Raw genomic sequence first — 22,170 nt, forward strand, 5'->3', positions numbered from 1 at the left:
TAATAAATGTCAAAAATTTGTCAAGTTATTTTTTTATTTTTTCATTTTTTATTCATTTTTTATTTATTACTTTTATGTTTTAATATAAAAAGTTTTTACAATTTTAATATTATGATTTTTGTTATAGCTAGTAATATAGATATTAATTTTAAGAAAAATTTTTAAAAATCAAGAATTATAATCTACCGAATTTCCAGGAAAGAATGTTAGTAACTTTTTGAACTTTACAAATTATTATAATACCATGTTAGAACTATATCTGAAGGTATTGGAAAAACTATATTTTCCTTTCTAAAAAGTAAAAAATTATTTATAAGTTCTTTCATCACAATTATATCAGAAATTATATTATCTTTTATCGCTTCCGAAATGTTCAATTTTATAAATAATTTATCAATCTTTTTAAATAAAACTAAAATATTCTTTATTCTTTGTCTTTCTAAATTTCTATTTAATGTTTTTTTAAAAAGTAGATCTGTAAAAAAAACCTGTTCCATTACTGTATAAATACTTTTTTTTAATTGCATATGTAAAATAAATATTAATCCACTAAATTTTTGCTGAGGGAAAGTATTATTATTATATATTTTAAAAAAAGAAAATAAATCTATTATCAAATTTTTTATTGTGAAAAGATCTTTTGAATAATAAGGATAAATTTCAATAGCTTTATCCATTAATTTGAATAGTGAATTTTTTTTCCAATCAACAAGTTCAATTTTATATTCCCAGAAATTTTTATTTACCAATGGGTTATTTCTATCCACCCTATTATATAAAAAAATAAAATAAAGCAACCCGGATAGAGATATTAATAATTTGCTTAGAAAAAGATTCAATTTTTTAGATTTATCAACATTAGATTTGTAACTATTTTTATATCCTTCAAGTATTTCATCAAAATTGCTGTTAAAAAAAGTTTTTTTAAAACTATTTTTCCCATCATTTTGTATATTTATATTATCAAAAAAATAATCCTTATACCCTTTTGAATTATAATATGATATAATAATATCATAAAATTTTTCAGAATCATTATAAATTAAAAAAAGTGCTTTTACAAAATCATAAGCTTGTTTTAATGTTATAAACTCTTTGTTGGATTGAGGATTATTGTTATAATCCGGGTGATATTTAAAAAGAAGTTTTTTATATTTTTTATTTATATTTTTAAGGGTATCATCATAATCTATGCCCAATATTTTTGAAGCAACAATTAGGTCCATTTCATTTTACCTGTTTTATAAATAATTTAAAAGTTTCTGCTCCTGTATAAGTTATAATAGATACAATTAATCCTGCAATAATTACTCCAAGCAAAATAAAGATTAAAGATTTTTTCCTATTTAATCCCAATACCCATGCTCCTATTGTTCCAGTCCATGCACCAGTAACAGGTAATGGTATAGCTACAAAAAGCATTAACCCCCAATATTCATATTTTTCAAATTTATTTCCTACTTTAATTTTAGCTCTATTTACAACTTTATCAAAAAACTTTTTATAAATCTTAATTTTTAACAAAACATTGTTAATAGTATCTAAAAAAATAAATAAAAGTAAGCTTGCTAAAAAATTAAAGAAAACTGATATAAAATATGCTAAAAAAATATTAATATTATTAAAATATCCAAAAGGAATAGCTCCTCTTAACTCAGAAATTGGCATCATTGCAAAAAGTATCATTTTTATAATCACTTTTCCCAAAAAAACTCCTTATCTTTTTTGATAATTAAATATTATAAATTGTCTATTAAATCAAAAACAAGTTTGAAAACTTTATCAGAATACCATCCAATATTAGAAAGAGCAAATAGTTTATTTATACCCTCTTTTTTACTGTAAATTTTATTTTTTACAAGAAAATAAATAACTATCAAACTGTTAAAAAAAGTAATATCAAGATTTTTACAAACTTCCATAATTTTTTTATCTTCAGTAATTAAAGGCAAATTTTTTTTTAAAGCTGTTTTAATTATTAAAAGGTCAGTTGAAGATATTTTAGAAATTTTATCTATTTTTTCATATCGGGTTAAGTCAATATATTCATTATTGTTACTATTTTTTATTTTTTTATAATTGTTATTGTCAATATATTTATTATTATTAATGATTTTTATTTTTTTACTATCTTTATTAAGTTCATAATTTTTATTATATTTATTATCTTTTATAATTTTATCATCATTATTATTTTCATTATCTTTAAAAATTTTATTATCATTACTTTCATTACCTTTAGTAATTTTACTACTTTTATTAATCTCATTATTTTTATTATCTTTATTATTTCTTTTAATTTCATTATAATTATTAATTTGGTTATCTTTAATAATTATATTACTTTTATTATTGTCATAATTATTAAATTTAATTTTTGTTAAAAATAATAAATTCTGATTTTTTTTGTAATGAATTAGAAAATTTTCTTTTTTCTCAATCTCTTTTTTTACCTCTTCAATAATATAAATTTTAAATTTCGAGAGGAATTTATCCAATACTCTTGCTTTATTCAGGTAAATTAACGAAGAAGAATCTATAATGAATTCACTGTAATTTTTATTTAACTTATTGTAATCAATTTCAATTTTCATTAATTAAAAATAGAATCAAAACAATTTTTATCAACAAATTTGTTTTCAAAAAATCAAATTATAAATATTGATTTTTATTAAAATTTAAATATTATGTAAAAAACAGATAAAATGGATATTATGAAAAATAGTAATAACAAAATTAATGAGTTTTATGATACAAATCATGACCAAAACTTAGAAAATTCAAAAGATATAAACTTTAATAATATACAAAAGTTTGGAAGTTCAAATTTTTATAAAGAAGATACTTCTGAAAATAGAAAAATTTTAACTGTTGGTCAGGTAACATTAAAAATTAAAGATGCTATTGAAAATAGGCAATTTCAGGATATATGGGTAAAAGGGGAACTTTCAAATAAAAATTTTTCCTCAACTGGACATCTATTCTTCTCTTTAAAAGAAGATAGTGATTACCTTTTAAAAGCAGTAATGTGGAAATCAAATTATTCTAAACTAAAAATCTCATTTGAAGATGGAGATACCCTTTTATGTCATGGTTATATAAGTCTTTATGCAAAAGCAGGTGAATACAAACTTATTTGTGATAAAATCGAAAAAGAAGGAAAAGGAGATTTCTGGAAACGTTTTGAACAAATGAAAGCAAAACTTTCTAAAGAAGGGTTGTTTGAAGAAACTAATAAAAAGCCTATACCTGCTTTTCCAAAAAAAATTGGTGTTGTTACAGCACCAACAGGAGCTGCAATAAGAGATATCATCAATGTTATAACCAGAAGAGCCCCTTATGTTGATATCCTTATATTTCCAGCTGCTGTTCAGGGAGAAGAAGCATCTTCCCAAATTGCTCAAGCTATAAGAATAGCAAATGAAATTTCTGAAATTGATGTTTTAATAGTAGCCAGGGGTGGGGGTTCAATAGAAGATTTATGGCCCTTTAATGAAGAAGAAGTAGCAAGAGCAATATTTGAATCAAAAATACCTGTAATCTCTGGAGTTGGGCATGAAGTTGATTTTACAATTGCTGATTTTGTAGCTGATAGAAGAGCACCTACACCTTCTGCTGCAGCTGAAATTGCTGTAAAAAATACCAATGAAGTTAAATCAACTTTAACTAATTATCAAAATAGGCTTAATTCATTATTAGAAACAAGGACAAATAATTTAAAAGAAAAATTAAAAACTGAAAATATTTTAAATAGATTGTCCAAACATATTTTTACATTAATTGATACAAAAAGATTTATTGTAAATGACCATGTTTCTAATCTTGAAAATAAAATAGAAAGAAAAATAGATACTATTAATTTTAAATTAAATAAGGCAACACATTTGTTAAAAGCTCTATCCCCTAATAATATTTTAAAAAGAGGATTTACAATTATATCTAAAGATAGTAAAATTATAGCCAGAAAATCACAATTATCAGAAAATGATAATATAAAAATAACTTTTTATGATGGTGATTTAAAAGCTACAATTAATAAAAATTAAATTTTGTTTTTTATAAAGATAATAAAACATTAAAAAACTTTATTAAATAAAACTATAAAAATAAATATAAGAAAATTTATAATTGATATTTAAATAAAATAACAACAAAAATATATAAAAAAATAATAAAATAAATATCAGAAAAGTGATAAAAAGGATTTAGATATGGCAAAAAAAGAACAAAATATCCCTGAATTTGCAAACAAATCTTTTGAAGAAAATTTATCTGAATTAGAAAATATTGTTTCCTCTTTAGAAACTGAAAACACTTCTTTAGAAGATGCTCTAAAACTATATCAAAAAGGGATAAATATATCAATTTATTTAAATAAAATACTGGATAATATTCAGGGTAAAATTGAAATCTTTAAACAAAAGACTCAAAATGGAGAAATAATATCTGACCCATTTTATTTTGATTTCTCTAAAATTGATAATAGTGGAGATAATAAGAAAAAAAATAATAGCATTAAGGAAAATGAAAATGCTAAATCAATAAAAGCAAATAAAAAACCTAAAAAGGTCAACATAGAAAAAGATGATTCAACTCAACCAGAAAATCAAAATTCTGAACAAAATAGCAAAAAAAATTCTATAACTGATGTACCTGAATTTTTCCAGGATGATGATGAAGATTCTTTATTTTAAAATGTTTTATTTTTTCCCTATAAATTATTAATATAAAAATCATTAATATAGAACCGTTTTTTAAATATTTAATCTATTTTATTATATTTTTTAATAAATCTTATCAATTTAAATCAAATTACTTAATAACAAAATTAAATAGTTATAAAAAAGTTTTATCTAAAATATTTTATCTTTTTAATGTCCATAAGTATTTATTTTCAATCAATTAATTTTCTAGATTTTTAATATTTTTAAATTTTTATAAATATTAAAAATATATTAAAACACTCTCTTTTATAAAATATGCTTTTTAAATTTAATAATATCTAATCATTTAATTATCTACTCAATATATTAAATTTATTTCAACAATTACATTGATTATTTTAATATTTATTTAATTATTATTAATTTTTTACTTGACATTATCTTATTTTATATTAATTATCTTAATTATATTAATAAATACCTTAACTTATTTAAAGGATTGATTGATGAATTCAATTTTAAAAGTAGAAAATTTAAAAAAAATTTATCATTTGAAGAAAGAAAAAATTTTAGCAGTAAATGGGATCAGTTTCCAGGGTTATAAAGGGGAAGTACTGGGAATACTGGGACCAAATGGTTCTGGTAAAACTACAACAATTAAATCTATAGCTACAATCATTAATTATGATGAAGGAAACATTGAAATTTCAGGATTTAACAACAAAAAACATAGAAAAAAAGCATTGGAGAAAATTGGCGCTGTATTGGAAGGTTCAAGGAATATATACTGGAGACTTACACCTGTAGAAAATATGGTATATTTTGCTGGATTAAAGGGGATACCTAAAAAAAATATTAAAAGCAGTATTAATTACTTTTTAGAAACACTTGATTTAAAAGATGTTGCTAATGATCAGGTAAGAAAGTTTTCTAAAGGGATGAAACAGAAGGTAGCAGTTGCATGTGCATTAATTTCTGATCCTGAAATAGTTTTACTTGATGAACCAACATTAGGACTTGATATTGAAACAACAAGAACTATGAGAGACTGGATTAAAAACTATGCTAAAGAAACCAATAAATTTATTCTAATTACCTCTCATGATATGAAATTTATCGAGAATACCTGCGATAGAGTAATTATTATAAAGAAGGGTAAAATTATTAAACAGGGAAGTCTAAAAGAGTTAAAAACTTACTTTTCTAAAAAGGTTTATAAAATTGTTATAAATAAAAATTTAACAAATGAGCTTATTATAAAATTTAAAAAATTAGATAATTTTCGATTTGATCAGAGTAAAGAAAAAACATCATTATTCTTTACATTTAAAGATCCAATGCAACTCTATTTTGTTTTAGATATTTTAAGAGAAAACAGATACTCAATTATAGAGCTTGAAACAGTTCAAAATGATTTTGAAGATATATTTATTGATATAATAAACAAAGAAGAAAATTAAAAAGTATTAACAACACAAATTACATTAATATCAGAAAATAATTATAAAAATATCAAAAAAGTCTTCTAAAAAAAACAAAAGGGAGAATCAATAATGAAAAAACTATTAGCATTATTTGCTGTTGAAACAATGAAAATGTATAATGAATTTAAAAGATATCTATTTAATACTTTTACAAATTTAATTGTTTTTTTTATTATTTTCATTGCAATGTTTTATGGCATAAAATTCTTTGCTGGTCCTAATATAAGCAGTGATAGCCTTGCATCATTGATTATAGGTTATATTATGTGGACTTTTGCAATTATTGGATTTCAGGATTTAGCATATGGAGTTTATGAAGAAATCCAAAGGGGAACTTTAGAACAACTTTATTTAAGTTCAATTGGTATAGAAATTATTTTCTTTTTTAGATCTTTTCTTGATTTTATATTTTCACTATTTTTTGTTGGAATAGTTCTTATTGCTACAATGGCAGTAACAGGAATATGGCTATCAATAGACTTGTTAAGAGTATTACCCGTTTTAATTCTTTCAATTCCCTCTTTATGGGGATTGGGTATTTTTTTTGGTGGACTTGTAATGATTTTTAAAAAGATTTCTTCATTTATGCAAATAATTACTTTTGGATTAATTGGAATTGTTTCTGTATCAGCATACCCATTAAATTTTTATTCTTTCTTGCCATTTGCAGCTGGATCTTCTACAATACAAAAAATGATCAGAAACAATCAAAATTTCGATTATAAATGGTACTTGCTTTTAGGGTTAATTAGTTTAATTTATCTTATTATTGGAATTTCTGCTTATAAAATTTGTGAAAATATTGCCAGAAGAAAAAACCTTATAGGACAATATTAATATAGCTATTCAATCCCTTCTTCATTCATATATTCAACTAATTTAGATTCAATTTTCAATATCTCTTTTTTATAACTTGATGAAGGGAATTTTTTATTATATTCATATAAAAGTTCTCTAATTTTCTCAAAATATTCTTTTTTCTTAACTTTATCTTTTTCCTTTAAAAATCTATCAAAAAAAGTTAATATTTTAAAATACCCTTTCATTGATTCAGTCATATTTTTAGCTAGATCTTCATTAGTTTTTTGCCCTTTTCTCATCCATGCAAGATAAAAAACTGTTAATATTAATCCAACTACTAAAGATATAATCAACGCTGTTGACATTTTTTCCTCACTTTTGTTTTTATAATTTATTATTTTATACAATTCTCTTAATTTATATTAATCCTATGAAGTAGCTTAATTATTTAATTTTGTTATCATCTTAATTTTCTTTAATTATTTTATTCTTCAATTATTTTATCTTATTATTTAATAGAATTATTTTTATTATATCTCATTATTTAATAGAATTATATTATTGCATTATTTTAGCTTTATTAAAATAAGTTTCAAAAAACAGATAGACCCAGGATTGAATTTTTATATTTTCATTTTTTAAAAGATCCCATGACTCTCTGTTAACCAATAATACCTCTATATTTTCTGAAGGTTCAAGTTTTTGTTTTTTCATATCGATAATTTTCATAAAAACAAAATAAATCTCCTCAGTTGTTAAACCAGGAGTTGAAGGGGTTGATTTTGACACATTAATTACTTGTCCAATATATCCAGTTTCTTCCTCAAGTTCTCTTATAGCAGCCATACTAATCTCTTCTTCATTTTCAATAAGACCTGCTGGAAATTCAATTATATAATCTTCAAATGGGATTCTGTATTGCTTAATGATAACAAAAGAATCTTTTTCTTTTATATAAGGGATCATTACAACTGCTTTTTGTAAATTATTTCTTTCAGAATACTCATAATTTTTTTCATTTCCTTCTTTATCTTTATACTTTTTAGTAATAAAATTTACAAATTTTCCATTATATAGATATTTTTTGCTAATTATTTCCATAATTCCTTCTTATTTAATTTTTTATCTGAAAAACAGATTTTTAAAAAAATATATTCTAAGCACTACTTTTTAATCCCTATAGCAAGTAACAATCCTAATACAATAGACAATATTGCAGCAAATAGGACTCTATATTGAGCTGGAAGCATAAATGTTATTGTATGAGCAGGAATCCAGAAAAAAGGAATGGTTTTTTTTAGAACAAATCCCCACATTCTATCCCAATCAACCTGTTTTAAAAGAATTACTGGATAAAATGTCTTTAATGGGAAACTACCATTATTATTTTTAATATGTATATCAGTTAAATTATGCAAAATCATCATAACAGGAGCAAAAATTAAATTCATAAAAAAAGATATAAAAAATGCATTAACAATTTTAAGCCAAACAGTATCAATTTCAATATTTTTAAATAATAATTTTGGAGTACCGTTTCCAAAAATAACAAATGCAATATAAATAAACATCCCCAAAAATCCCCATATCATTAGTTTTGGGAAAAATCCAAATTCTTTATCCACATATTTCCCTTTTTTGATTCTTAAAACCAACATCTCACCAAAAGTAGCAAGTAATGCAAATTTTAAAAATGATAAAATTAATGGAAATTTTGAATAAAGGTTATTATAAAATTTTAATGAAGATGGAATAATAAAAACTAAAGCAATCAGAAGTAGGTATAATAATGCTATAAAATCTTCTTTCTTCATAATTTCTCCCAATATTTTTTTATATTTCTTTATAAATTTTTTGTTTTATACTGTTAATACATTTCATATTTAATATTTAAGTTAATTGACCTTAAATATAATTTTAATTTAAGAAAATTTATATTCAATTTATATTCAATATTTAATATTTTTTATATTTTATTTCTTTATTTTAATTTTTATTGAATTTTATTTCTTCTATCTCCTGTGTTTCTATTTATATTATTTGTTTAGTTTATTTTATTTTAACAATTTTAAAATATTTATTTTAAAAATTAAAAATTTTAAAATTTTAATATTTTTTCATACCAGGAAAATCTTTGTTCAAAATCTAATAAAATATTATTAATAATTTCATCTTTATTATATTTTTTACCAGCTTCATTAAAACCAGGACAGAATTTTTTTGTTTCAACAAATGATTTTTTTGAAGTAAAAACAGATATCCAGAAAGGATAATTTTTACATTGAACAGGCCGAACATCATAAATTCTACAGCCACCTTTACCACCCAAAACTTCTTTTCCCCAAAAAACACAATCATAATTTGATTTCTCAACTAAAGAGTAAAGATCGTTATACTTTTTTGTATAATTCTTTATAAAATCTTCTTTACTAATTTTTAGAAAGTTTGTAATATTTGCAATATCTTTTTGAGTTAGAAAAACAAACCCTGGTTCATATCTACAGCATTTACCACAACCTGTGCATGCAAAATATAGTTCTTCGGGAATAAATAATTTTGGTAATATAAAATTATAAAATAATTTTGACAATGAGAAATTTTTATTATTTTTGTTTTTAATTAACAAATCATAAATTTTCATAAAAATTTTCTTTAAAATAAAGTTAATTTATTTTTTTTACAACCAGTTAGAACTAAACAAAATATTGATTTTTAAACTTAATATTTATAATTTACTATAGCAAATAAAACATTATATTTAAATTAAATAATATTTAAATTAAATATTATTTTTATAAATAAATTAAGATTTTAAATTATTTAAAGCCTTATCCAGATCCTCTATTATTTCATCTATATCTTCCAACCCAACTGAAATTCTAACAAGATTCTCAAGCTTTTTATATTCATCAGATTCTGGGTTTTCAAGATATGTTCTATGAGTCATAGATAATGGATGTTCTACCAATGTTTCACAATCTCCTAAAGAAACAGCTAATGCTGGTATTTGTAATGATTCAATAAACTTCCTGGTTAATTCGAAATTACCTTCAATCTCAAAAGAAACAATTGCACCATAACCCTTCATTTGTTTTTTCACTATATCTTTAAAAGGAAAATCATCAAACCCAGGATAATAAACTTTCATAACTTTTTTATGACTTTTTAAAAAATTAGCAAGTTTTATAGCATTTTTCTGATGTTCTTCCATTCTTATTGCAAGAGTTTTTAACCCTCTTAATATTAAAAAAGCAGAGTTTGGATCTAAAACTGAACCAATTTCAGACATAATTCCAAATTTTAAAAAATCTATATATCCTTGATCTTTTGCAATAGCAATACCACCTAATGCATCACCATGACCATTTAAATATTTTGTCATTGAATGGACAACTACATCTGCTCCTTTTTCTAATGGATTTTGAAAATAAGGAGTTAAAAAAGTATTATCAACTACTACTTTTATTCCATGTTCATGTGCAATTTTAGAAATTAATTCTATATCATAAACTTCCAAAGTTGGATTGGTTGGTGTTTCAAAATAGATTACTTTTGTTTTATTTGATATTGATTTTTTTAATAATTCAATATCATTCAAATTTACAAATTTAACATCAATATTGTATCTGGTTAGAAAATGTTCTATAAATGAATGAGCAGAACCATATAATATAGAAGAAGCAATTATTTCATCTCCAGATTTCAAAAAAGAAAAAAGAACTGAAGAAATTGCACCCATACCACTTCCAAAACAAACTGCATCAACTCCACCTTCAAGTTCAGCTACCCGTTTCTCTAAAAGGTTAACTGTTGGATTTCCTCCTCTTGTATAAACAAAACCTCTCTTTTTTAATGTAAATGTATCTTCAAGGTCTTGAAAGTTATTGAAATAAAAAGTTGATGTTTGAAATATTGGATAATTTAAAGGATTGGTAATTTTTAAATCTATGTTTTTTGCATGGATTGATTTAGTTTTGAATTTTTCATATTTTCCCATTTTTATACTCCAAATTATATTTATTTTCTACCATATTTCATGTTTAAGGCTTCTTTCAAGTAAAGCATGTAGTTCATCAGCAGGTTTTGCATTATTAAATATAACATTATAAACAGCTTGTGTAATTGGCATTTCAATACCTTTCATTTTAGAAAGCTCAACAACTATCTTTACATTGTCAACACCTTCTGCAACCATTTTCATATGATCAACAATTTGATGTAAAGTTTGACCTTTTCCTAACATATATCCCACTCTATGATTTCTACTATGTTCTGATAAACATGTAACAATTAGATCTCCTACCCCTGAAAGTCCTGAAAAAGTATTAAAATCAGCATTATAAGCTAATCCAAACCTTCTAATTTCAGCTAATCCTCTTGTTATCAAAGCAGCTAATGTGTTATCACCAAGACCCATCCCGTGAGCAATCCCTGCAGCAATAGCTATAATATTTTTTAATGCACCCCCTAATTCAACTCCAATAACATCATTAACTCTATATATCCTGAAAATTTTTGTTGATAAATTTTCTTGAGCATAAATAGCTGCCTTTTCATCTTCAGAAGCTACAACAACTGATGTAGGAACTTTTCTTGCAACTTCTTCAGCATGAGAAGGTCCACTTAAAACAACTATTGGAAATTTATTATGAAATAATTCCTTTAATAAAATTGATAATCTTTCTTTTCTTAGCGGATCAAACCCTTTAGAAGCAGAAACTATACATTTTGTGGATTTAATTTTTTTAACTGTTTCTGCAGCTACATCTCTAAAATATTTGGATGGTACAACAAAAACTACAATATCGGAATTTTTTAGAGCATAATCAAGGTCACTTGTTATAATAATATTTTCCGGAATTTTAACACCAGGTAGATAATCGATATTTTCATGCTTTAATTTTAAAGAATTTTCATGATCTTTAAACCTCGTCCATAAAACAACATTATTTTTTTCACTAAAAGTAATAGCTAATGCAGTTCCCCATCCTCCTGCTCCAATAACTGTAATATTAGCCATTTAATTCCTCTAATAATTATTATCTATTTGTTTAAAAATATATATTAAATAATTTTAAATTCAATAATCCTTTTTGTTAATAATAAAATTGAAATTATAGAGATGTTTAAAAAATAGAATAGATTATATCATAATTGAAATTTTTCTCCTTAGTGTAGTTATGTAATTTCATAATTTAATGATTTTTAAACATTAACTATAAATCAGTATTTAATCTTTTAAGTCTTTGACAACTACAATCCAGTCGAAAAATTTCAATTATGATAGTTAGATATAACTTTTAATTAATTAAGTAAATATTAATATTTCATATTTTTTAAATATCTGTTCCTGCCACGAAAATAAAATTTTTTCATTTCTGAAACTTTTTTGAATATTTTCTTGTCTATAAATAATAAAAGACAAAAAAATTATATACAGGAATAATAAAAAAGAATAATAAATGGAGATATATTTTATGAAAGAACTATATCATAACTTTATTAAACATCCCCACGATACTTTCTTTAAAATTGTTTTTAAAAATAGTAATAATGCTAAAGATTTTATTAATATCATATTACCTGATAATATCAAAAAATATATTAACATCAATAACCTAAAAGTTGTTAACTCTTCTTACATCACAAAAGAATTTAAAAATAGATTCGCTGACCTTGTTTTTGAAACCAATCTAATTAACTCCAAACATAATATTAACATATACTTCCTTTTTGAACATAAATCATATAAAGATAATGCTATCTTTATTCAACTATTACGATATATGTTAGTTAAATGGGAAAAAGATTTTCAAAACAATAAAGAGTTATCTTTAATAATACCTGTTGTATTTTATCATGGCAAAAGTAAATGGGATATTGATACAGAATTTATAAATAATTTTAAAATAGATAAAGAGATTAAGAATAATTTTAAAAAATATTTATTAAATTTTAAATATTTATTTTTTAATGATAAAAAGAATAAATTAAGTTATAAAGTGATGAATTATAATAGATACTTGAAATTAGCCCTAGATGTATTAAAATATAAAGCAGAAGAAGATATGAAATTAATATCCAGGATACTTGAAGAATTAGCTAAAGAGATAGAGAATAGAGATATAAAAAATGTATTTTATGTATATATATTGTCAATATTGAAAAGTGAAGATAGAGAAATGGTGATAAAAAAACTTGAAGAGAAGGAGAGCAAGATGCCATCGATTTTAGAATCATTGATAAAAGAAGGTGAAATAAAAGGGAAAACAGAAGGATTAAAAGAAGGAACACTAAAAGGACAAATACTTGATAAACAACAGGTTTTAATTAAACAGATAGAATTAAAATTTGGAATAACCAATGATGAAAAGCAAGTTATATTAAATTGTTTTGATAGAGATAAGCTTGAGAGGGGAATAGAAAAAATCCTATTTGTTAATAATAAAATTGAAATTATTACGATATTTAAAAAATAGAATTAATTCTATCATTATTAAAATTTTTTTCGCTAGGTTAGTTATGTAATTTTATAGGTTTATAAATTATAACATAAAACTAAACCAACTATTTTATCTTTTATGTCTTCGACAACTAACATCCGCTCAATAAATTTTAATAATGATAGATAATATTTTATTAATTTATTTAATCAAATATATTAATTTCTAATTTTATTATTAACTACACCAACCACAGAAAATAATATAATATATTCTCTTTAGTCTTTGACAACTGACAATCGCTTTAAAAATTTCAATTATGATATATAAATTGCTTTTTTTTAATTATCTTTTTATATTTTTTAACTTTCTAGTTGATTTAGTTAATTATTCCACTTTAGAATCCATATAATTGTCTTCAACAATAATTGTCATTTAAAACTAAATAATTTTATTTTAAACTTGACAATAAAATAATTATGAGTTAAAAAATTCTCAATATATTATTTACTTAATTTAAAAAAAAGATCTATTTATGACTAATATTGATAATTTAAAAAATAAAAACATTATAGAAATAAAAAATTTTACAAAATATTATGGGAAAATATGTGCTGTTAAAGATCTTAATTTAAAAGTAAAAAAAGGTTCAATATTTGGATTTATAGGACCAAATAGTGCTGGAAAAACTACAACTATAAGAACCATGCTTGATTATATTGTTCCAGATAAAGGAAATATTACAATATTTGGTCTTGATTCAAAAAAATTTTCTAAAAAAATAAAATTAAAAACTGGTTATGTACCCTCTGAAAATTATCTTTATCCCTATCTTACAGGATATAAACATCTGAAATTAACAGCAGAATTTTATAAATTAAAAAAAAATATTTTCTTGGAAAATATTAATAAATATTCAAACTATTTTGCTATTGATCTTAACAAAAAAGTAAAAGAACTTTCACATGGTAATAAAAGAAAACTTTTTTTAATAAATGCATTATTACATAACCCCCAATTGTTAATTTTAGATGAACCTTCAAATGGACTTGGCCCTGTTTTACAAAAAAGACTACATATCCTTCTAAAAAAATTATCTGAAAAAGGAATAACAATTTTTTTATCTTCTCATAATTTAAATGAGGTTGAAAATCTTTGCTCTGATATTGCAATTATAAAAGATGGTCAATTAATTTATAGTTTAAATATAAAAAAATTTTTAAAACAAACAAATAACAATTTAGAAAAAATATTTGAAAAATATTTTAAAAAAGAAATAGGCGATTTTGATATAAATGATATATAAAATTATAGATAAATAAAAAAAATAAAAAATAAATTAACTTTTATTGATAAAAGTATAAATAATGGAATAAATTTATGGAAATAAATAAAACATTAATAAAATATGAAATAAAAAAAAATTATATAATTTTTACAATTGGTGCAACATTGTTTTTATTAGCATTTTATATAAATCTTAATGGTTTCTTATTTCAATATATTAACCATTATAAAATTGAAAATACAAAATTATTAGAAAAAATAAATGAAACTTATTATAAAAGTATTATATCAAATTTTTATAAGTTCAATCCATCTTTATTTTATCAAGTTTTTATTATTGTTTTTTTCAGTATTACTTTTCATAAATTTTTTTATAAGGGAACCTTTGAGTATTTATATTCAATGCCAATATCACGAAAAAGTATTTTTTATTCAAGTTTATTTATAATATTTATTATAAATCTAACTGGTTTTATTATTTTAATCTTTTTTATTTTATTTAAAGAAATTTCTTTTTTTAATTCTGTTTTAATTTTTATAAATAATGCAGAAAAACAAAGCATATCTATTATTAATTTATTATTAAATTACAAAAATATAATTAATTTTTTTAAAATTATTTTAATTGCTCTAAATTTTACTTTAACATCAATATTTTTTTCAATATTAGGATTTTTTATTTCAATTTTATTTAAAAATTCTGGTATAAAAATATTTATATCAATTTTAATATGGATAATCTTTTTTATACTTTTTAATTTTTTTAATCCTGAAACTACTATAATTTGTAAAATATCTCCTTTTTTTTATAATTATCATATTCTTGATAATTTAAAAATTAATAATTACATAAAAATATTATATGATTATAGTATTCAATTTTTTTATATTTTTATATTATTATTCTTTACATTATTGTTTATAAATAAAAAAGATTTTAAATTAGATTAAATTAAAAACATATGTTAATAATTTTAAAAAAAGATTTAAAACAATTTAAAACTTACATTTTTTTATTATTATTTATCTTCTTTTTTATATTAACATCCTTTTTTTTATTTTCATTTTTATATCTTTATAAAGTTTATAATATAAAAGGTAATTTATTAATAATTAAAAGTTTTATAAATTGTTTTAAATATAGTTTGTCATGCTATAAATAAAAGTGTGTAAAAGGCAGAATAAGGTTGCTTAAAGCAAATAAATAAAAAATATTGCCTCCCGATGAAAAAATATGTATAAAAAAAACAAATCATCAGGAGGCAAAAAAAATGAACAATTTAGGTAAAGAATTAGTGAAATTTTTAGAAAGTCAAGGGGTTTTAGAAGAATTTATTAAAAATCCTGATAAAACAAAAGAATTAATGTTATCTATATTAAAATATGGATATGAAAGTTTAATGACAAATGAAATAGATACTGTATTAGGATTTAAAAAATATGATAGAGAAACAGAAAAAGAAAATTACAGAAATGGTAAAAGATACAGAGATTTAGACACGAGTCATGGAAAAATTATCAACTTAGAAGTACCAAGAGCAAGGAATGGTTTTTATCCTGCAATATTGGAAAGATATAAGAGAAGACTTGAAAATATAGATGATACAATAATAAAATTGTATGCAAAAGGATTATCTACAGCTGATATATCAGAACATATAAAAGATATATATGGGATGAAATATAGTAAAGAAACGATATCGAATATAACGGAGAAAGTAAAAAAAGATATAGAAGGATTTAAAAACAGGAAATTAGAAGAAAGTTATTATGTAATATTTATAGATGCAATGCATGTAAACATAAGGAGAGATACGGTATCCAAAGAAGCAATCTATTTTTTATTAGGAGTAAATGTAAAAGGGAAAAGAGAGATATTAGGATTTTACATAAATCCAACAGAGAGTTCAAGCTTTTACAATGAAATATTTGAAGATATAAAAACAAGAGGAGTAAAAAAAGTATTGTTGTTTGTAACAGATGGATTAAGTGGAATAGAAGAAGTAATAAGCAACAATTTCCCAAAATCAAAAATACAAAGATGTATATATCATTTAAGCAGGAACATATCAACAAGAGTAAGGGTAAGAGATAGAGGAGAAATATTATTGGATTTTAAAAAAGTCTATAGTCAAACTAGGAAAGAAGAAGCACTAGTTTATTTTGAACAATTTAAAATAAAATGGGGAAGGAAGTATAAGAAGTTAGTTAAAGATTTAGAAGAAGTATTGGATTATATGTTAACATTTTATGAATTTCCAGAGAGTATAAGGAAACAGATCTATACAACAAACTGGATAGAGAGATTAAATGAAGAAGTAAGGAAAAGAATAAAAGGGAAGAATAGTTTTCCAACAGTTGAATCAGCAGAGAAACTATTATTTTTAATATTAAAAGATTATGAAAATAGATGGGAAGAAAGAATATTAAGGGGGTTTGGTCAGGCAAAATATGAGCTTGACTTAATGTTAAAAAAAATTTATGGTTAATGTCAATATTTTCATCGGGAGGCGAAATTAGTTATAATTCTAGAATTATAACTAATTTACACATTTTTATTGACATAACCTAGTTTTGTTTTTACAATTTTATTCAATAATATTATACGTTTTTTCTGGAAATATTTTATTTTATGAATTTGAAAATAATTATACAGAATATATTTTTTCTAATCCAATTTCACCTTTTGAGTTTTTTATATCAAAAGTTTTTTTCTTGATTTTTGTAAATATACTTTTTTCTATTTTTTTATCTCTAATTATTTATATTATAATTAAATTATTATTAAATAATAATATTTTTAAATTATCAAATTTTATTACTAAAGATGAATTTAATTATATTAATATTTGTTATTTATTTTTTGAATTTTTTTTTAATAGCTTACTTATAAGTTCACTTGCATTTTCTCTCTTTTTTATAATAAAGGAATTTAAAATATTTGTATTAACAGGTATATTTTATTTTTATTCTTTTACTTTTTTGTATAATTTTGATTTTAAAAAATTCAATTTTTTAAAATATCTATTTATAAATAAATTTTTTAATATATATACTTTTTCAAATAGTTTCTTTATTAAAAATAATTTTGATAAAATCTTTATAAACACAAAATATATTATTAGTTTAATTATTTTTATCTTATTAATCTTTCTTAGTTTTTTAATTTTTGTAAAAAAGTATGAAAAATAAAAAAATATTTAAAATTATTTATAAAAATTGTTTATTACTTACATTATTTATTATCATTACAGGTTTTTTACTAAAATTGATAAATATATATACACCTTTACTAACAAGAATTATAATAGACAATATATCAAAATATAAAGATATTAAATTATTACACAAAAATTTAGTATATATTATTTTTATACTTGTAATTTTTCTTATTGTTTCTTTCATAAATTCACTTTTGAATATTTTATATAATGCAAAAATAGAAATAAATATAAGAAAATTTTATTTAAATGAGATAATGTTAAAATCAATTGAATTTTTTGAAAATTTTTCAAAAGGGGAAATTATTTATAGAGTTGAAAAAGATTTTTTATCAATATCAAATTTTTTTAATCAAATATTTATTTCTATACCTTTAAATATAACTATGTTTAGCTCAATCTTCTTTATGATAAAATGGAGTATAGAATTAACTTTTTTTATAATTATACTTATTCTTTTACAGAGCACAATTATTTTATTGTTTAAAAAACCACTTTCAATATTATCAAAAAAATTTAAAGAAAAAGCTGAAACTTTAAATAATTTCTATATTTCATTGCTTGATAGAATTTTTATCGTAAAAATAAATAATGCATATATACAGGAAAAAATAAATCATTATAAATGTTTAAACAATTTAGTTAAAGTTTTTAAAATAAAAAGTACTATTTCTGAAATTTCTTCCATATTAATTCATTTCATATTTAATTTATGGACATTTGCAATAATATGGTATGGTGGGAAAGAAGTTATTAATGATAAAATGACTATAGGACAGATATTTGGATTTATGCTTTATTCAAATATGCTAGCATCTCCAATCAACTATTTTATTAATTTCTTTTTTTCAATTCCTACATTTAAAGTAAGTTTAAAAAGAGTCAATAAAATATTGAATTATAAAAATGAAAATTATTCAATTAATATTTTAAAATTAATTACTAATGAAAAGAAAAAAGATAAATTAATTAATGAAATAATTAAAACAAAAATAAAATTAAAATCTAATAATTCATATAATTATAAAAATAATAAATACAAATTGATAATTGAAAACTTAAATTTTGCATATCATAACAATAATAAAGTTTTAAAAGGGATAAATTTAACTATTCCTTCAACTGGAATTTCAATTATTTGCGGAAAAAGTGGATGTGGAAAAAGTACATTCGCTAAATTACTAACTGGGTTTTATTTAAATTATAATGGTAATATATTCTTTAATGGAAAAGAAATAAGAAAATATAAAGTTGATGAATTAAGAAAAAAAATTGTTTATATGCCCCAAAATAAATTCTTAATAGATGAAAATTTTTACGAAAATATTTTTTATGGTAATAAAAATAATGATTTTTTGGTTCAATTTCAAAATGAGTGGATAAAAAAAAAGTTTAAAAAAAATAATTTCTCCCCATACTAAAAAAAAATAGTACAGGGAGAAAAAAAATGATACTAGAAAAAATTATAACAGTTTTATTTAAAATTCAAGGATTTTTATTTGATAACATAAAATTAATTGAAAATAAAATTATTATTGAAGTTAATCATAAAAATAAACCTATTTGTCCAATATGCAGAACAGAATGTAGTATTTATGATTCAAAATATAGAGAAATTAAAATAGGATTTTTGTTGGGAAGAATTATTTATTTAAAATTTAAATTAAGAAGAGTAAACTGTAAAAAATGTAACAAAGTATTAACTGAAAAACTTGATTTTACTGACTCTAAAAAAACTTATTCAATATATTTAGGGGAAGAAATATTAAGATATAGCAAAAAGTTAGATAACAAATCAATATCACAAATAACAGGTATATCAGAATCAAGTATTTATAGGATTGATAAAAATATGCTATCTAAGAAATTTGAAACACATCTTTCTAAATTGCCAGAAGTAAATAAAATGAGTATAGATGAAGTATCATATAAAAAGGGACATAAATATTTTACAGTATTTATAGATAATGAAAGGTCAAAAGTTATCTGGTTAGAAAAAGGAAGAAAACACAGTGATTGTATTAGAGGATTAGAAAGTTTAAGTAAAAGAATTGAAAACCTTCAAGTAGTAACAATGGATTTATGGAAACCTTATGAAAGTGCAATAAATAATTATTTTAATGGGAAAGTTAGTATAGTATTTGATAAATTTCATATATCAAGGTTATTAAATAAAGCAATAGAAGAAGAAAGAAGAGCTTATCAAAAACAATTATCATTCAAAGAAGGGTTATTTATTAAGAAACATATGAGATGGATAATATTAAAAAGATATTCAAAATTAGACTTAAATGGCAAGCAATACATAGAAAAATTAAAGAGATTAAATAAACCATTATATGAAATATATCTTATGAAAGAGGATTTTTTATCTATATTTGGCAGGATATATACATTAAAAGAAGCTTTAAAGATGCTATTAAACTGGTTGAATATGGTATTATCAAGTGAATATAAATATTTAAAAAGATTTGCAAAGAAGATAGAAAAGAGAATAGATAAATTATTAAATTGGTTTAAATATCCAATATCAAATAGTAAAGCGGAAGGATTAAATAATGTAATAAAAACATTATTAAAGAGAGGATATGGTTATAAAGATAATAATTATCTTAAATTAAAAATATTACAAATTGCAGGTGATTTATAATAACTATCCATACATTATGAAAGAGAACCGATTTTTTTAATAAAATTTATAATAATGGTTTTTATGAGAATATGATGTTTAATAAAAATTATAAAAAAATAAATTTATATTTTTTATTAAGTTATTTTAAACATATATTATGTAATGATAAATATATAAATATTAATAATAATATTGTAAATTCCTTCATGGAATTTGTAACCTTTTTAAGTAACAAAAACTTATGTGATAAAAAATTATCATTAGGTCAGGCTCAAAGAATTGCATTAATAAGAGTTATTTTAAAATTACCAGAAATATTAATTCTTGATGAACCAACATCAGCACTAGATAAGGAGAATAAAAAAATATTAATAGATTTATTAAATGAATTAAAAAAGATAATGAGCATAATTATAATAACTCATGATAAAGATCTTTTCAAATTATCAAAAAATATTTTTGAAATAAAAAATAAATAATTTTCAAATTATTTCTATTTAATATTTGTTACTATATTATTATTTTTAATATCCTGTTATTTTATATAAAATATTCAATTTTTTACTTACTCTTTTTATATCATCAATCATAACTTTTGCTCTTTTATATATTTTTCTTGCTTCATCTGTTTTCAATTCAATTTTTTGACCTATATTTCTTATTATTGATAAAATATTATGCATTGAATTAATTGCTTTATATGTTGGTACAGCTAAAACTCTTATTTTTTTTCTGAACACTTTCCATTTTACTTCTTCATATTTTGTTAATTTTTCTTTATTGATTTTCTTTTTTAAAATTTTTTGAAAATCTTCATCTTTATATATAGAATTTAATTTAAATTCAATCTCCTTTAACCTTTTATCAAACAAGTTTGCTTTTTTATAAAGGAAAATAATCCTTTTTATTCCTTCTTTTTTCAAAGCTTTTTTTCTTTCAATAAGCCATGAATCAATCACTAATTTCTTTTTTAGAAGTTCAGGTTTTTTATCTACATCAACTAAACTTTGATTTCCAGGTTTTACAATAATTCCTGAAACATCATTACTAACCTCTACTGCACCTTTATCAACTTCAACAACTGTTTCACCAAGATCAGAAGAAGCAACAATAAATTCAGTACCTCTAACAGAAGCCTGACCAGAAGGTGTTTGGATTAAAAATTCCTCATCACCTTTTAATTTTGTAACAACATTTTTTATTTTTCCAAAGATTAAAGAAATAAATGTCTTTTTATTATTATTTTCATCTAATATAGTTTCAATTTTCATATTAGATTCTTCAAAAATAGTTACTATTGAACCAGTTTCTTTTAACTTTATTTCTAACTTTGATTCATTTCCTGTAATAAATGTATCTTCAAGATAAACTGGTGCTCCAATTTCAACATTTTCTTCTTTATCAGATTCAGAATGAATAACTGAAACATCACCACTTAAAAATTCAATATAACCAACGATGTTTGATTCGTCACTTTTGTTATCAGAAGAAACAAATAACAGCATTATACAAATAATTACAAATAAAAATAAAACCTTTTTTATTTTCATAAATCAAACCCTCTATTTAAAGGAAGTGTTTACTACACATATATTAATACAACCAGTTAATAAAACAACAATAAAATAAATTGAAAAA

At 21.4% G+C, this 22,170-nt stretch carries 21 protein-coding genes; 11 read left to right on the forward strand and 10 right to left on the reverse strand.

The genetic code is table 11. The features are described 5' to 3' along the window. Positions 1 to 224: 224 nt before the first annotated feature. Genes ACZ5EC_RS06090 through ACZ5EC_RS06100 form a run of 3 tightly spaced genes read right to left on the reverse strand, consistent with a single transcriptional unit; the run spans position 225 to position 2,594 of the window. Positions 225 to 1,226, reverse strand: a complete 1,002-nt coding sequence (locus ACZ5EC_RS06090) for a DnaJ domain-containing protein (RefSeq protein WP_464304064.1) — start codon at positions 1,224 to 1,226, stop codon at positions 225 to 227. A 1-nt stretch (position 1,227) separates the two neighbouring features. After that, positions 1,228 to 1,698, reverse strand: coding sequence for a COG2426 family protein (locus tag ACZ5EC_RS06095; protein WP_464304155.1), 471 nt, complete (start codon positions 1,696 to 1,698; stop codon positions 1,228 to 1,230). 41 nt (positions 1,699 to 1,739) lie between these two features. Beyond that, a complete protein-coding gene (locus ACZ5EC_RS06100) occupies positions 1,740 to 2,594 on the reverse strand; it encodes a hypothetical protein (protein ID WP_464304065.1) in 855 nt (284 codons plus the stop codon). A 111-nt stretch (positions 2,595 to 2,705) separates the two neighbouring features. Here ACZ5EC_RS06100 and xseA point away from each other — a divergent pair, with 111 nt between their 5' ends. From xseA to ACZ5EC_RS06120, 4 genes are all read left to right on the forward strand, one after another. After that, positions 2,706 to 4,046 (forward strand): exodeoxyribonuclease VII large subunit, encoded by a 1,341-nt coding sequence (gene xseA, locus ACZ5EC_RS06105; protein ID WP_464304066.1) that lies wholly within the window; start codon positions 2,706 to 2,708, stop codon positions 4,044 to 4,046. A gap of 165 nt (positions 4,047 to 4,211) precedes the next feature. Continuing rightward, complete coding sequence (gene xseB / locus ACZ5EC_RS06110) at positions 4,212 to 4,694, forward strand: exodeoxyribonuclease VII small subunit (RefSeq protein WP_464304067.1); 483 nt, start codon at positions 4,212 to 4,214, stop codon at positions 4,692 to 4,694. Between the two features lie 476 nt (positions 4,695 to 5,170). Further along, positions 5,171 to 6,124 (forward strand): ABC transporter ATP-binding protein, encoded by a 954-nt coding sequence (locus tag ACZ5EC_RS06115; protein ID WP_464304068.1) that lies wholly within the window; start codon positions 5,171 to 5,173, stop codon positions 6,122 to 6,124. A gap of 93 nt (positions 6,125 to 6,217) precedes the next feature. Continuing rightward, the gene (locus ACZ5EC_RS06120; protein WP_464304069.1) at positions 6,218 to 6,985 is read left to right on the forward strand and encodes a hypothetical protein; all 768 of its coding nucleotides are present in this window, start codon (positions 6,218 to 6,220) and stop codon (positions 6,983 to 6,985) included. A 5-nt stretch (positions 6,986 to 6,990) separates the two neighbouring features. On the opposite strand, the gene ACZ5EC_RS06125 is transcribed toward ACZ5EC_RS06120, so the two are convergent. From ACZ5EC_RS06125 to ACZ5EC_RS06150, 6 genes are all read right to left on the reverse strand, one after another. Continuing rightward, positions 6,991 to 7,314: a hypothetical protein gene (locus tag ACZ5EC_RS06125; RefSeq protein ID WP_464304070.1), complete on the reverse strand. Its 324-nt coding sequence runs from the start codon at positions 7,312 to 7,314 to the stop codon at positions 6,991 to 6,993. Positions 7,315 to 7,507: 193 nt separating this feature from the next. Further along, positions 7,508 to 8,050: an NUDIX domain-containing protein gene (locus tag ACZ5EC_RS06130; RefSeq protein WP_464304071.1), complete on the reverse strand. Its 543-nt coding sequence runs from the start codon at positions 8,048 to 8,050 to the stop codon at positions 7,508 to 7,510. A gap of 62 nt (positions 8,051 to 8,112) precedes the next feature. After that, positions 8,113 to 8,763 (reverse strand): hypothetical protein, encoded by a 651-nt coding sequence (locus ACZ5EC_RS06135; protein ID WP_464304072.1) that lies wholly within the window; start codon positions 8,761 to 8,763, stop codon positions 8,113 to 8,115. Positions 8,764 to 9,047: 284 nt separating this feature from the next. Continuing rightward, complete coding sequence (locus ACZ5EC_RS06140; RefSeq protein WP_464304073.1) at positions 9,048 to 9,590, reverse strand: YkgJ family cysteine cluster protein; 543 nt, start codon at positions 9,588 to 9,590, stop codon at positions 9,048 to 9,050. Positions 9,591 to 9,752: 162 nt separating this feature from the next. Then, a complete protein-coding gene (locus tag ACZ5EC_RS06145) occupies positions 9,753 to 10,946 on the reverse strand; it encodes a trans-sulfuration enzyme family protein (RefSeq protein WP_464304074.1) in 1,194 nt (397 codons plus the stop codon). 27 nt (positions 10,947 to 10,973) lie between these two features. After that, the gene (locus ACZ5EC_RS06150) at positions 10,974 to 11,969 is read right to left on the reverse strand and encodes an NAD(P)H-dependent glycerol-3-phosphate dehydrogenase (RefSeq protein ID WP_464304075.1); all 996 of its coding nucleotides are present in this window, start codon (positions 11,967 to 11,969) and stop codon (positions 10,974 to 10,976) included. A 457-nt stretch (positions 11,970 to 12,426) separates the two neighbouring features. Here ACZ5EC_RS06150 and ACZ5EC_RS06155 point away from each other — a divergent pair, with 457 nt between their 5' ends. From ACZ5EC_RS06155 to ACZ5EC_RS06185, 7 genes are all read left to right on the forward strand, one after another. Further along, positions 12,427 to 13,428 (forward strand): Rpn family recombination-promoting nuclease/putative transposase, encoded by a 1,002-nt coding sequence (locus ACZ5EC_RS06155; protein ID WP_464304076.1) that lies wholly within the window; start codon positions 12,427 to 12,429, stop codon positions 13,426 to 13,428. A 499-nt stretch (positions 13,429 to 13,927) separates the two neighbouring features. Then, positions 13,928 to 14,698 carry an ABC transporter ATP-binding protein gene (locus ACZ5EC_RS06160; RefSeq protein ID WP_464304077.1) on the forward strand — a complete coding sequence of 257 codons (771 nt, stop codon included), beginning with the start codon at positions 13,928 to 13,930 and terminating at the stop codon, positions 14,696 to 14,698. A gap of 74 nt (positions 14,699 to 14,772) precedes the next feature. Then, positions 14,773 to 15,630, forward strand: a complete 858-nt coding sequence (locus ACZ5EC_RS06165) for a hypothetical protein (RefSeq protein ID WP_464304078.1) — start codon at positions 14,773 to 14,775, stop codon at positions 15,628 to 15,630. A 320-nt stretch (positions 15,631 to 15,950) separates the two neighbouring features. Beyond that, on the forward strand, positions 15,951 to 17,168 hold the full coding sequence (locus ACZ5EC_RS06170) for an IS256 family transposase (RefSeq protein WP_464303020.1): 1,218 nt from the start codon (positions 15,951 to 15,953) through the stop codon (positions 17,166 to 17,168). Positions 17,169 to 17,860: 692 nt separating this feature from the next. Beyond that, positions 17,861 to 19,321, forward strand: a complete 1,461-nt coding sequence (locus tag ACZ5EC_RS06175) for an ABC transporter transmembrane domain-containing protein (protein WP_464304079.1) — start codon at positions 17,861 to 17,863, stop codon at positions 19,319 to 19,321. Between the two features lie 26 nt (positions 19,322 to 19,347). After that, entirely contained in the window at positions 19,348 to 20,550 is a 1,203-nt protein-coding gene (locus ACZ5EC_RS06180) for an ISL3 family transposase (RefSeq protein WP_464302846.1), read from the forward strand. 188 nt (positions 20,551 to 20,738) lie between these two features. After that, complete coding sequence (locus tag ACZ5EC_RS06185; RefSeq protein WP_464304080.1) at positions 20,739 to 21,011, forward strand: ATP-binding cassette domain-containing protein; 273 nt, start codon at positions 20,739 to 20,741, stop codon at positions 21,009 to 21,011. Positions 21,012 to 21,056: 45 nt separating this feature from the next. Here ACZ5EC_RS06185 and ACZ5EC_RS06190 read toward each other — a convergent pair whose 3' ends face one another. Beyond that, entirely contained in the window at positions 21,057 to 22,082 is a 1,026-nt protein-coding gene (locus ACZ5EC_RS06190; protein ID WP_464304081.1) for a FecR family protein, read from the reverse strand. Positions 22,083 to 22,170 lie beyond the last annotated feature (88 nt).

The sequence above is a fragment of the Exilispira thermophila genome, assembly GCF_055389015.1.